General features: G+C 57.1%; 10 protein-coding genes. 4 read left to right on the plus strand and 6 right to left on the minus strand.

Features of this window, described 5'->3' with window-relative positions:
* Nucleotides 1–606 (plus strand): transposase (locus tag AAAB35_RS07115; protein WP_340667516.1); only part of this gene is annotated, 606 nt, incomplete at its 5' end.
* A gap of 400 nt (nucleotides 607–1,006) precedes the next feature.
* On the opposite strand, the gene AAAB35_RS07120 is transcribed toward AAAB35_RS07115, so the two are convergent.
* Together AAAB35_RS07120 and AAAB35_RS07125 are read right to left on the minus strand one after the other, a co-directional pair.
* Nucleotides 1,007–3,283 (minus strand): autotransporter outer membrane beta-barrel domain-containing protein, encoded by a 2,277-nt coding sequence (locus AAAB35_RS07120; RefSeq protein ID WP_340667517.1) that lies wholly within the window; start codon nucleotides 3,281–3,283, stop codon nucleotides 1,007–1,009.
* A 1,588-nt stretch (nucleotides 3,284–4,871) separates the two neighbouring features.
* Nucleotides 4,872–5,204 (minus strand): Rap1a/Tai family immunity protein, encoded by a 333-nt coding sequence (locus AAAB35_RS07125; RefSeq protein WP_340667519.1) that lies wholly within the window; start codon nucleotides 5,202–5,204, stop codon nucleotides 4,872–4,874.
* Between the two features lie 869 nt (nucleotides 5,205–6,073).
* Here AAAB35_RS07125 and AAAB35_RS07130 point away from each other — a divergent pair.
* Nucleotides 6,074–6,373 (plus strand): hypothetical protein, encoded by a 300-nt coding sequence (locus AAAB35_RS07130; RefSeq protein ID WP_340667520.1) that lies wholly within the window; start codon nucleotides 6,074–6,076, stop codon nucleotides 6,371–6,373.
* A 405-nt stretch (nucleotides 6,374–6,778) separates the two neighbouring features.
* Nucleotides 6,779–7,786, plus strand: coding sequence for an IS110 family transposase (locus tag AAAB35_RS07135; protein WP_340667522.1), 1,008 nt, complete (start codon nucleotides 6,779–6,781; stop codon nucleotides 7,784–7,786).
* A 541-nt stretch (nucleotides 7,787–8,327) separates the two neighbouring features.
* Here the strand turns inward: AAAB35_RS07135 and AAAB35_RS07140 are convergent.
* The 3 genes from AAAB35_RS07140 to AAAB35_RS07150 form a co-directional block, all read right to left on the minus strand.
* Nucleotides 8,328–8,534: a cold shock domain-containing protein gene (locus AAAB35_RS07140; protein ID WP_340667524.1), complete on the minus strand. Its 207-nt coding sequence runs from the start codon at nucleotides 8,532–8,534 to the stop codon at nucleotides 8,328–8,330.
* Nucleotides 8,535–8,693, minus strand: coding sequence for a hypothetical protein (locus tag AAAB35_RS07145; protein WP_340667525.1), 159 nt, complete (start codon nucleotides 8,691–8,693; stop codon nucleotides 8,535–8,537).
* Nucleotides 8,694–9,745: 1,052 nt separating this feature from the next.
* Nucleotides 9,746–10,078, minus strand: a complete 333-nt coding sequence (locus AAAB35_RS07150) for a hypothetical protein (protein WP_340667526.1) — start codon at nucleotides 10,076–10,078, stop codon at nucleotides 9,746–9,748.
* A gap of 671 nt (nucleotides 10,079–10,749) precedes the next feature.
* Here AAAB35_RS07150 and AAAB35_RS07155 point away from each other — a divergent pair.
* Nucleotides 10,750–11,268: an autotransporter domain-containing protein gene (locus AAAB35_RS07155; RefSeq protein ID WP_340667528.1), complete on the plus strand. Its 519-nt coding sequence runs from the start codon at nucleotides 10,750–10,752 to the stop codon at nucleotides 11,266–11,268.
* A gap of 732 nt (nucleotides 11,269–12,000) precedes the next feature.
* On the opposite strand, the gene AAAB35_RS07160 is transcribed toward AAAB35_RS07155, so the two are convergent.
* Entirely contained in the window at nucleotides 12,001–13,068 is a 1,068-nt protein-coding gene (locus AAAB35_RS07160; protein WP_340667531.1) for a diguanylate cyclase, read from the minus strand.
* Nucleotides 13,069–13,547 lie beyond the last annotated feature (479 nt).

Raw genomic sequence — 13,547 nt, forward strand, 5'->3', positions numbered from 1 at the left:
CCAGCGCATGCCCGCTGGCTTGCGGCGCAGAAGTTCGACCATCCGGCCCAGCAGATCGTGTTCCAGGACCAGGTCGATGTGATCACCGATGCACAACACCGGCTGGAGCGGCTCGATGCCCAGCTCACCGAGTTGGTGCCGAACTGGTCGATGGCGCCGGTGGTTTCGGCCTATCAGGCGCTGCGTGGTGTCTCCTTCATTGTTGCCGTCACCTTTGTCAGCGAAGTCGGCGATGTCCGTCGTTTCGACAATCCACGACAGTTGATGGCTTTTCTTGGCCTGGTACCGTCGGAGCGCTCGACTGGCGAGACGGTCAAACGTGGTGGCCTCACATTGGCCGGCAATCGCCGCGCACGCCGCGTCTTGGTGGAGGGTGCCTGGAGTTACCGCTATCCGGCGCGGGTGACGGAGCCCATTCGCGTCCGCCTCGAGGGCCTGCCGAGGGCCGTGCGCGAAATCGCCTGGAGGGCGCAAATCCGGCTTTGCGCCCGCTACCGGCGCATGACGGCGGCGGGCAAGAAGAAACCCATTGTCGTTGCGGCGATCGCGCGGGAGATGGCCGCCTTCCTGTGGGCCATCGGCCACCAGGTCGAACCGGTGCACTGAAATGCGGTGCACTTGTGCCTTGAAGATCAAGCTCGCGGCGAAAGCCCCGCTCGCCCGGGCGCCGCCGGACTGAAGCTTCATTTGACCGGCTTCAATCCGGCGCAACACCGGACAGCACGGAGACGGGATGGGTCACGGTGGGAAACTCCCGTGCTAACTATGTGGCTGGGACATCGTCAAACGCCCGACACTAGACAGGGAAAGCGCAAGACGAATTACAGAAGTGCGGTAACCAACCCGCGGATAAGAGCTGGATCAACCGTCGTCTCAAGGCCCATCCCGTCCCCGTGCTGCCCACCAACGGCAAACAACCTATGGCAAAGACATGGGCCAGAAAATTTCATCTATCATCCTTGACCACGGTCATAAGAGTTTGCCAGCACGGTGGTATCCAAGCGTGTCACCACGCGACCTTCAAGCCGAGCTTGCCTTCCCATGCGTCGGCATCCCCGTCGAATGCGCTCTCGTAGTTGACGTTGGCGTAAAGCGTTGACTGGGTGGTGAAGTCATAGGTGCCACCGACGCCGAGCTTCCACCAGGCACCATCGAGGTCGGCAGTAAAAGGAACGAAGCCCGCGGCGGACGAGACCTCGGTCGTCGGCTGGCCGAGGAACTCGTTCCAAATGTCGGCGCGGGCCCACAGCGAGGCCTCTCGCACCCGCTTCGCGGCAGCGCCTTCCACCGGTGCCGGCTGCGGCTCGTCGAGGTTCCAACTGCGTGCCAACCGGGCACCGATGCGTCCTGCCAGCGAATCCTCGTCGCTGTAGCGCACCTCCGCTACACCATCGTTGAAATCGCCCAGATCAAGGAACTGGTAGACCAGTTGCGCTTGCGGCTCGATCAGCCAGTCGTTGCCGAGGTCGAACGGATAGCCCCCTTCAATAGAGCCGGCCAGACCCCAGCCATCGGTCTCGCCTTCGCGTAACCCGCGCCGACCGCTCATCGTCGCGTCGTACCACGTCGCCTGTAGAACGCCGTCGAGATACCAGTCGTTTGATCCGAAGTGCGTCCAGTAGCCGCCGACGGTGTAAGCATCGAACTTATCCTCACCGCCATCGAAGGTGCGACCGAGAAGATTGTGCTCGACGTCAACTTGACCATGGCCGTAAGCAGCGTAGAGACCGGCGTTGTTGCGGCTGCCGTTGGCGTTATCGCTGCGGTAAAGGTCTGCACCGAACTGGATTCCGCCGAAGTCATAGTCGAAGCTCGGTCCGCCGACAGAGACGCCGGGGCCGTCGCGATGGCCCCATTGGCCGATGACGCGGCCCCACATACCGTCCACTCTGTCATCATAGGTGCCATTGTCACCTGGGCTGAGCCGCTGGGCGTCGCCGCCCATGCGTTCATGCAGCGTGTCGATCAGTTGGCGCCCATAGATCGCTGCCGCAGCCGGCATTGCCGCGTAGACCGAGACCTCCTGCCGGAAGAGCGGCCTCCGGGGCCTTGAAGGGTCCGAAGGGTCCGAAGGGTCCGAAGGGTCGGGCGGAAGAGTGTTGCGCAGGAACCAGTCATTTTCGCTGCCGGGCGTCGAACCGCCGCGGAAGAGCAGATACTCGTAGGGGCCCGCAGCCGCAGATCCGGCAAAGGCGCCAGGCGCGGTCGTGCTGCCGTTGATGGCGTCGACGACCAGGATACCGTCGCCGGTGGTCAGGGCGCCGCCGCCGCCAGTGTTCCTGGTAATCACGGTTGTTGTCGTGCCGGTGGCCGTACCGCCGTCAATAATCAGCAGCCGGTCCGATGGCGAGCCATCAGCAGCGAGGAAGGTGTTCAGGCGGATCTCCCCCCCTGCGCCTACGTAGTTGTTGACCGTCAGCGTCTTGTAGCTCGACAGCAGCGTCGGATCGCCCACCGGGGGCAAGTAGTTTATCACGCTGGGGTCATTTGTAAGATTGGTGATGTTGGAGTTCCCGGTCATGTTCCAGGTGCTATCGATCATCATCAGGCTCGATGTCGAATCGGCACCGGTCAAGAAACGGCCCTGAAAAAACGAACCCTTCTGCATAGTGACATCGGTATTGGTGGCTTCGGCGCGAATATCGCCGACGATCGAGCTTGCGTCGAAATTTACGTTGGCCTGGGACGGTCCACGATGAACCAGATTGCCGGTGATGCTGCTGCCGCCGGTCACCGAGATCTGGTTCGTGCCACCTCCAGCCAGTAAGCCCAAGTCGCCGGTAACGGTGCTCCCGACTATACTCATCGTGTTGCTCTGCAAGCCGCCCAACGCGCCGATGGCTAGGTTTTCGATGGCAGATAGATCTTGATTTGGGAACAGGGCCACCAGATTTGCGGCCACCTGGCTATTTGTAGAATTGACTGTGCTGTTGGTCACCGAAATCGTATTAGCGCCGGCGCCAGCCACATAGATGCCGCCGGTATCGATAGTGCTGTTCACCACGTCGACCGTTGCCGCACCGCCGCCGGTGACGATGCTGCCGTGCAGCTGGCTGCCGTTCTTCACGTTGATCGTGTGATCGCCGAAGTCCAAAAGATCGATGAAAATGGCGGAACCCAACGTGAAGTTCTTGTTGCCGCTAGCACCCAAGTCAAAGTCATAGATGAAGTCGGTCTTCGCGCCGTTCAACGTCGAGTTGTCAACGGTGATATTTACGTTTGTACTGTTTCCAATGCCACCAAGGCCAGCCGAAATCAGGTCGGTCTTGGCGCCTTTCTCCATGAGGATATTTGCCGTGCCCCCGAAACTCCCGTTCAGATAGAAGTTAGTCATGTCGGTACCAGAAACCGTGAGGCTCTGGGTTTGAAACCCGGTTCTATTATCCATGTAGATGCTAAAAAGCGGTTCCAAGCCATTCGCACCGATTACAGCGGCCACGTTTTGGCCAGTGATGAAATTATATCCGTTCTGGTTGCCTACAAGAACCAGTCCACAAGTGATGGGTGATGGCGTGACCGTGCATGTCCCGTAGGGCACCGCCTGGGCCTCTTGGCTATAGCCAATACCGGCTAGCAGCAAGGACACCGGGATGGTCCTGAGTACCCACGCCATTGGACCTTGGCGCCCGGCGTGGCCGCATGAAGCGTTCTTAAAGGTCGAGGAAGGGGCATCGTGCAAGCTTGCATGACTAGCCCTGCAATGCTGCTGATTTGCCGAAGGTGTTGCGTTGGCAGTCGAGCCGAGCAGGTGGCTGGTAAGTGCGCGCATGATTTCCCCTCCTTATCCGCAAGGCGCTTCTGGCGGTCTGCGGCAAGATTCGCCGGCGTCCCCTCCGGCAGAATCAGACGCAAACCTTGTCGCGAATCGGCCTGAACTAAAAGAACAAACTGTCCGCAGTGAGGGCCTGAGAGTGGCATTAGAGGCAGGGTGTTGCACAAGAGAGACTAAACAATTGTGTGTAAGCCGGAAAAACTGCATCAGGACCGCCAGGCGACAGGATAGTTCCACGCCGCCGATCTATGACAACGCTGGCCGCGTCACTGGCCGCGAGACGACGACCGGCGACATCACGACGATCTACGATCCAATGGGGCGCAACGTCGGGCGCCTTCCAGAAAATAAACTTCATTCCTCGGTCTCTTTTGGGTGTGCTGCAAGTGAACCACTGGAACGATACCGTTTCTCTGGTGCTGTTCCTTGCCGGTCATGCCGCCATAGACCCGCAGGAATGACCACACGATCAGCGCTCTGCGCAATTGCGGTTTCTCAAGCAATCTGATCCGAGCGACTGGCGCGAGCTGGTCGAGGATTTGCGATCGGACCGGACCGAGCGCGTCCAGCGCAAGAAATGATTCGAAAGTTTTAGACACCTGTCCAAAACAGTCTACATTAACCACGTTATTGGTTAGGGTTCCTAACGTGGATAACCTCCACCCCAAATGGTACTTGGATATGCAGCCACCGCCGCAGACCATTATCTATCTGCGGCGGCGGCTATCGCCTATTGTGGTGGTGCTTGGGGTGTTCCTACTATTCGTGGTGTAGGTCGCTTGCCGTTCCTTTTCCCTCTCTAGTAGTCCATTCAGGGCAAGCGTTACTTCCTCGCGGCTCCAGCCGACGGCCGTGGCTTCCTCCAAAATGTCAAACAGATCGGCTTGCTGATCAACCAGCTCGTTGAACCGCGGCTCGATGGCCTTCCGGCAATCACTGGCTCGATCGGCATATTCCTCACAACTAGGCGGCCCTTTAATGGGCATCTTACCCATCCTCCCTAGTTTTAATCGGACTTTACATCAGCCCTAATACGTAAACCAGAGATACGGACACTTCGGAACGGTCAACCAGGATTACTATCTCGGCTTAATTGCCGCTATTGAGGACAGAAGGCGAGATACAGCGCCCTTACTTCAAGCCCATTCGTGTCCTCGTGGCGCCGTGCCGGGTTGTCGCGGAGAAACTTGACAACCACATCCCTGATTTGTCCAACCGTGACTGCTGCACTTAAGCACTCCGGGGGACCACCCACCAATCTCGAATTACTCCAAGAGTCGGCTACAGCGGCGAAATAGCCCAAGCAGAAACCTTTGTTGAATGCGAGCTCGTCATCACACTTTGTCATAATCTCATTGCCGCTGTAGTAGGCTGCATTTCCCGGCAGAATACTTGCTGCGACCATGGCAGCAATCAAAAGAAAACGCCTCATTCACCCCACCCATGATTCCAAGAATCGCCCACCAGCGCGCCGCAAGTAGGGACAAAGGGTAATGTAGCAATAAAAGCTGACATTTTTCAAAAGGCGACCAGCTAAAGAATTTGATGGAATGGAATCCTGCGCGCCACTGTGCTGCAATGTCCGTATGTATGAGGATTACAGGCCTTTCCCCATGGTCTCCGCAATAGGCCGAAAGCCAGGTCAGACGGTTAGCGTAGCCTCGGCCTATGATGCGGCCGTGTTCATTCTCGACCAATGGCCAGATCAGGGCGGACCCAAGCTCGAGACTGCAAAACACATCTTATTGCAATGCCTGGCCGGAGTGTGCTCCGCCGCCGTCGCACGCGTTGCATTCGTCGAGGCTGCGCGCGAGGCTGGCATATTCGTTGAGCCAAAGCCGAGACCGCCAGCCGGTAAGCCGCCGAGGTGGAGTCGGCGTAAACCGATGGGGCGGGCGTAGGCAGGTCGCAAGGCCTGCCTTCCTCCTTTAGTAAACCATCGGCATCCGTGCCGCGTCCAACAAGCCGTACTTGTCGACTACGCCGTCAGGCAACGCGCCCGAGATGTGCAGCCAGCCTTTCTTGACAAAGAATGCCACGGCGTCGGCCTCGTCGCCCTCGCGGACGTGGGTAATTGCGCCTGTTTCGTCAATTACACCGGTCCTCCGGCAGTTGGGCGTCCTTTGACCCCAGCCCCGGGGGTACGCCTGGCAAGCTAACCATTATTACGTCGCATTCGGTCGATGGGTGGCTTATGCTATCGAATTGCTGGTCAGCAGGACCGGAGCCGTTGGTTCGGATTGATGCTCTCCAGAATGCGCGTTCACATAATGAACGCCTTCGCAGAATTGGAATTTCATTATGGATGTTGTTGTAAGAACTTATTCAGGTAAGGGCTCGAAGGAGCTGTTTGCATTGTTGGAGGAGCGCAAGGCAGAGATTGAAAAGCTTTTGCGCTCAACAACAGGGTTTGTGAGCTACACTCTGGCTCGTAGTAGTGAGAGCGACGGTGGGCTATCGATGACCGTATGCCAGGACAAGGCAGGCATTGATGAGAGCGTAAGCATGGCTAAGGATTGGATTGCAAAAAACGCAGCGCACATTGGCGTGGACGCGCCAAAGGTATCGTTAGGAACGATAATCATTCACGCCACAAAGTAGTCCTCGATATATTTGCCCGGTCGAGAAACTAGTCGGCCGGGCGTTCTGCTCCAAACGCCCATTCGCCCTTGGTGACTTCAATATCTGCCGAATGATCCATCGTGTTTAGCTGTCTTCTTGCCGTGGCATGTGCTGCACATACTCTGGAAGTTAGTAGGATCGAGCCGACGCTCTGGTGCCTTGCGGATTGATACGATGTGGTCGACCAGGCTTGCCTTGCCATCACAGTCCACACACGTGGGGAAGTGACAAAGCTGTCGGGCGCGTGCCTTGTTCCACTCTTTGTCGTAGCCGCGTGCGCTAGCACTAGGGCGTGTATAGCGTGATGGTGTGGATGCCCCTCCCGGCGGCATCGCAATGTGCCAAGATGGTGGTGTTGGAATCACCAGGAAAGGGAGAGGCATCATGCGTGAAGTTACCATCATTGGCGTTGACCTGGCAAAGCGGAGTTTTCAGCTGCATGGTGCCGCAGCCGATGGCTCGGTGGTTTTCCGCAAGAAGCTGTCGCGTTCACAGTTTCTGGCATTTCTGACCCAGCCTCCGATCTGCATCGTGGCCATGGAGGCCTGTGCGACATCGCACTATTGGGGGCGACAGATCGCCAAGCTCATCCCGCCGATCTACGTGAAGCCGTTTGTGAAACGGCAAAAGAACGATGCAGCCGATGCGGAGGCGATAGCAGAAGCCGCCTCACGGCCGACCATGCGCTTTGTTGCCGTGAAGAGCGAGGTCCAGCAGGCCCAGAGCATGGTGTTCCGCACGCGGGATCTCTTGGTGCGACAGCGCACGCAGACGATCAACGCACTCAGGGGACATCTGGCCGAATACGGTGTCATTGCGCCGCAAGGCGCCGCTTATGTCGACCGGCTGGCCGAGGTGATCGATGATTTGAACGCCCATCTGCCGGAACCGGTGAGAGAGCTGGGCCGGATGTACTTGCAACAGATTGCGGATTACGAGGCAAAGATCGAGACTTTGGAACGTGACATCCGCGCCCGAGCCAAACAGGATGAGGAGGTCAGGCGGCTGATGACGGTGCCGGGAATTGGCCCGATCTGCGCCATGGCCATTCGGGCCTTCGCGCCGCCGATCGAAGCCTTCAAGAATGGCCGTGACTTTGCCGCCTGGCTTGGCATGGTGCCGCGGCAGAATTCGACGGGGGGCAAGCAGAAGCTCGGAAAAACATCGAAGATGGGCCAGCGTGATATCCGGCGACTTCTGATTATAGGCGCCACGTCGGCAGTAAAAGCGGCTGCACGCAAGGGGACGCGCAGCATCTGGCTTGCACGGATGCTGGCGTGCAAACCGCGCATTCTGGTTGCAACCGCGCTGGCCAACAAAATGGCACGGATGGTGTGGGCGCTGATGACGAAGAAAGAGAATTATCGAGATCCGGCGGAGGCGGCAGCCTGATTACGCTGCAATCCGTCGGGTAATGGGAGATGTGAGCAGGTCGGAAGACAGGTAAGGGAAAACGGTCATAGAGACGGGATCGGGAAAACCAGCTGATCGTCGAGGGCGTCAAAGCCCGCTAGCGCGATTTGGACTCGATCCGGCGTATCTCCATACAGGCCCGCAGCGTGTGAAAGCTGCACAATGAGGCCGGACACACGACTGCACCTGACCGCATGTCATACCTGTCGAAAAAACCTCTTGCATCTATGGGGGCATCCACACACGACGATCAGGATGAGGCGCCGCATTGCCTCGCCTGAACTGCTCCCTAAAATTGGTTTGTTGCCTCAGCTAATTTGCTCCCGAAGAAAAAACCTCAGGGGCAGTGATGAGGAAGGTAAGCATGGCGACACGTGCTGCATCGCTGGCGGCCTTACGCTTGGCTACACATGGGCAAGCCTTGCCAGACGGCACCACGTGCATGCCACACGTGCAGTATCTGCTTGCAGCGATAGGCATCGAAGTAACCACCGTAGGTGTCGTTCCAATCCGCCTGCGATCACGTTAGCTCGGGATCAACTGCGATCGGCTTACCGTCGCGCTCAGAGATGGCATACCAATAAACGGCGCCTTCCTCGGCGCGCAGGCCGGCCTTCTTCATCTCCGTGAAGTGGATAAAAAGATCGGGTTTGCGCTTGCTTCCGTCCTGCGTTAGCCAGCCGAAGCCGCGATCAGTATGCCAAAGCTTTAAGGTGCCTACGGGCATTTATGATTGTTCCTTGATGATAAAACCTGGCGCGTACCAGCAGCTTGTGCCGTCTGCCGTACGAACCTGGATGCGATCGCCGCGCCAACCTGCCTCGCGGGCAATGATCTGCATTATCTCGCCGCCAAGAAGGCTGCGAACCCAGTTGCCTATTCTCATGATGTTCCCCTTTGAAATAGAAAGGGCCGCCCCGAAGGGCAGCCCAAGAAAGGAAGGGCGCCGTAGCGCCCTATAGTTTGCGGTGCTATTAGCCCTTGATGGCTCCGGCAGTACCACTTTTGCCCCCGACGCGCTTGCGAGCATGGAATTTGACAATTCCAGTCGATGCGCCCGTGTAATCGTCGCGCAGGATCTGCGTGCCAACGCGGTCAACAACCTCTTCTTGCTTCGATGGTGCGAACTTTCCTATTAACCGAGCCGTTACACAGGGGGCCCCTTGTGCCAACGTGCCGTCATATAGAATTTTTTCGAGCGCGAGCTGACGCGTATACGGAGATTTCGGGCCTCGCCCACATCCGTGACCTCGTACTGCTCGCCTTGGCCGGCACGTTTCAGGCCTTTGATGAAGAGTGTCGTGAGGCCGTTCTTGGGCGATTTGAGCACGCGACGGCGAACCATTTCCGGTCCTTTTGACATAAGAGTGGCAACCGAACTGGGCACCACTTTCGCCGGGCTACCCATTACGGTCAGTAGTCATTGATACCGCGATTTCGAGAGAAAAACAACAAAAAAATCGTTATATGTCAATGACTTAATGTATAATTAAGTGTGTCTAAGTTCAAAAAAGTATGTATCTGACAGGTTGCGTTCGCATGAGGAAAACCCGGCCAAACGGTTCCGGACCGCCTGACCCATGTCGCCTTGCCTTACCCGCCCGATCGTTAGAAGCTTAGAAAGGCCTGGAGGCGAAAAGCCACACCAATATCGGAAGAAGCTCAAGTGACAGCGTCGTGTGATCATTGGGATATCAATCAAAATGGTCCCCCGCGAACGCGGGGAACCAGTTCACAAGGGTTATAGGCGTGCTTAAAACCTATGGGGCTCCCTTGTGGTCTCTAAGCGTAGTGAGTAGTCGGCACATGGCAAGTCAACAAGCGTTACAATTCACCGCAAAATCAGTGCCTTCAATGCCACCCTCCCGCGCCGATGGGGATATCGGGCCTCCAGCGCCGAACGGCCCCGGGATACCGGTGGCGTATACGACAGCGGCTTTATTTCAGGGGCTTTCGAGTGCATTCTTCCACTGCCAATAAGAATGCACTCGATCGCTTCGGGACGCCAAATCTTTCCGAACCAAACCGGGCGATTACGTCGATAATCAATCCCTCCAAAACGGCTGCGACATTAGTCATGATGCTGACAGTGATGTCGGCAACCACGCGATATTGGTGGCAAGTGCCATCAACTTGACCAGCAGCAACCGCGAAGCGAAGTTCCAAGCTTACGGAAAGCTCTTCAATCATCATGGTCATGTGGCATGATCGCTGCGGCGAAAGGTGCGGTGATTTCTTGCCGATGATATTCGTGATCGTACCGACCGCCATGGGTCGGCAACCTTTTTGCCGGAGAAGAGGAGTCCGGTCCATGTCGGGGCGACCCTCTCCTTGAACTCTAGCTTCTTGCCGACATCCGTGAACATCTCTTCGCATTTGGTACCTTCCATAGCCCCGACACCTTGCAAATCCATCTATGATGGCCGCTTTTGCGCCAGCCGTTGCACCTGAAACAAAGAGCATCGCTGGGACGGACCCGCGAATTTTTTCCAGCCGGCGCTACCTAATGGAATTACTGCCGATGACTGATACCAACGCGGCGCGAACTTCACGCTGTCTCCCTGCGGCAACACTCACCGCATTTCCGCGAACCACTCACACGGTGGGCGATTTGCGCTTCTGATTTCAGCCGGTTCACCGTAATGTTTTCCATCCTGCCGGAGGGGGCAGGCAGTGTCGGGCACGGAGGGGTGCAGCCGGACCCTCAGGCTACCAAGAGTAACCTGCTGAGAGGGGGAGCATGGCAATGCGCGCATTTTCCCGCGGACTTGTCGTTCAATCGTCGACGCAATGTTTTTCACAACTGAGATTGCTCGCGATAATTGCGCTTTTAACGGTATCTACGGTTTCGACACACGCCCAGACGAATTGGACCGGAATGAGTTCCTCCGACTGGTTTGCTCCTGGCAACTGGGACGCCGGCGTCCCAACGGAGGCAACGAGTGCGAAGATTGACACTGCGACGCCGAACGCGACGGTCATCGGGATCCAAAATGGCCGCCTCGCTCGAGGCAGGATATCCGTTCCACCTTGGCAATGGCTGGATTCTCGAGCCGCAGGTGCAACTGGTCTACCAGGCGCTCAATATCGACGATGGCGCCGCTGATGTCAGTTACGCCGACACCGATTCAATGGCCGGCAGGCTTGGCGCGCGTGTGGCACGCGACTGGGGCGTTGGCGCGGTCGACGCCAGTGGCCGGGCGCCCCGCACGTTCAGCCTGTGGGTCCGCGGTGACATCTGGCACGAATTCCTCGGTGATCCGACGACGGAGTTCTCCTCGGCGACCGGTTCAATCCCCTTTACCACCGATCTGGGGGATACGTCAGGCAGGCTCGGCATCGGCGCGGCCATGCAGGTCACTGATGCCACGACCATCTACGGCAACGTCAACTATGAAAGCAGTTTCGATGGTGATGCCGATGCCTGGGCCGGTAAGGTGGGTTTCAAGACGACTTGGTAGGCGCTTGGGACACTTGAAGTGCCCTCTCAATGACCACTTCTCTCGTGCGTTCGCACTGGATCGGACTTAGCGGCAAAATGCGTGTGATTGCCCAGAACCAATCAGCGATTGAGACTCGCAAAACGCCTCGCCCATCAGCTCCGGTCTCGCTCTTATGCTCGACGCTTGGCTGGTACCGGGCGCTTCGCGCCGGCTGTCCCACAATTTCCAATCTCTTTTGCAGCTAATATGTTCCGGGAATCGATAACTCCCTGCAACGCCATTTGCGCGTGCGCTCACTTTGGCTGTCGCCTGCTGGCCTTTGGTCAAATGCGGACCCAATATTCCATAAAAGACAATGGTCCGAATTTTGGGGCGATGTCCTTCTATCGGACGGGCCGCATGTCTTCAGTTGTTGCACCAGCAAGCTCCCCAAAAGTCTCACAAAAAGGGCCGCCCAGGATTACAACTGGGCGGCCAGACGGACGTAGCGGGAGGGGAGGATACATCGCTACCAGCCCAGATTACATCCAAAACCCTGGTGATGAAATTATACTTAGGCGCATCGCAAGCACCTTATGGTTTAGCCGACCGTCAGCTGAGTTAGTGTCTGTGGGATTTTACGTGTGGCTTTTGTGAAGCAAATGCCCGACAGGCCTTGGGTGCCGGCTGCCAAAGCCAATGGCTTTGCCATTTGATTTAGGACCGCTCAGGATGCAATCAAAGACGAAAGATGTTTGCGTTGGGTCAAGGTCAGGCATTGACATCGCGTGGAGGCTCGAACAATTGGAACCGGTTGCGCCCCGCGGTCTTCGCCGCATAAAGGGCCGTATCCGCCCGTTTGAATACCTCTGACGGCAAATTCGTTTCGATAAGGGCGATGCCGACGGATGCCCCCAGTCGCAGTGTCCGGCCATCGTGATCGATTGGCTGGCTGAGACCAGTGACGATGATACGGGCAAGATTTTCGGCCGCATCCATACCTTGCTGCGGCCTTATGAGAACCGCGAACTCGTCACCGCCGATACGTGCGACGATTTCAGCAGCGCGGCAGGCATTGGCGAGACGCTGCGCAACTTCTTTCAGGCAATCGTCGCCGACGGCGTGTCCCAGCGTGTCGTTGACCTTCTTGAACCCGTCGAGATCTATAAGGAGTAAAGCGCCCGCGCCAGTCTCCTCGTCATGACGCTTGCACATATCTGCCAGCTTTGCCTGGAACTGGCTGCGATTGGCAAGCCCCGTCATCGGATCGTACTCTGCCAGATAGCGGGTTTGATCCAGGAGAATCTTCTGCTCTGTGATATCCTGCTTCATGCCGAAGATGCGCACAGGCCGGCTATCGGTACATTCAACAGTGGCCGTGATGCGCATCCACCGGCGATTGCCTTTTGCCGTGATGATTTCGGCATCCATGGTGAATCCGCTGTGCTCTTCCACGGCGCGGCTGCGACGGCGATGCAGTTCCTGCGCAGACTCGGCCGAATAGAGCGACAAGATCTGATTGCGATCGAGGGGTGAGCCGCGCGGCAGATCGAATATATCGTAGACAACGTCAGTCCAGCGAAGGGTTTCATCGGGAAGGCTGCACTCCCAGATACCAATTCTGGCAGCCGCGGACGATTGATCGAATATTCTTTGGCTGTGCGCAAGGGCTGCTGCCTGTTGACGAATGCGCAACTCCATAGCGTCAAGTTCCGCCTTGATACGCACGGCGGTATCCGCATCATCGCGCCGGGTGATTGACGCGATCATATCAGCGACCAGATCGGCAAGTTGGCGTGTCTTCGCGCTCGATAGACTGCGCGCAGGCGTATTTGACATGTTGGAGCTCAATTTGAAACGGCGAGTGCGGCACACGCAACAGTTGCGCATGAGCGATTAAGACTTTCTATATGGAGGCCTTCACAATCCGCCTGTCTCGCGCTTTATACGAGCGGCGGCCATGAATTGTTAAGTATGGTTAAGATCAAAGAATCGACGTTGACGCAATTGTGCGCACCGCCTGACGAGAAGCAAGTTTTGATTGAAATTTTCTCGTTAAAGTTGAAATATATTTTGCGGGTGCCATGACCTTGCAGCTATTTCATTTGCCAAATTGCGTGCCGCGTTGAACACTATTCGAACTTTCCAAGATAGGACCACTTGTTGACCAAGCGCATCGATACCAGGCTCAAGGTTATTTTGTTGGGGGGATCCTCCAATGTCGGTAAATCAACCATCGGTAACATGCTGGCCAGCAGGCTCGGATGGCGCTGCGTATCAACCGACAGCCTTGCCAAGCATCCCGGCAGGCCCTGGCC

It is taken from the genome of Phyllobacterium sp., from assembly GCF_037994425.1.
GTDB lineage: Bacteria > Pseudomonadota > Alphaproteobacteria > Rhizobiales > Rhizobiaceae > Phyllobacterium.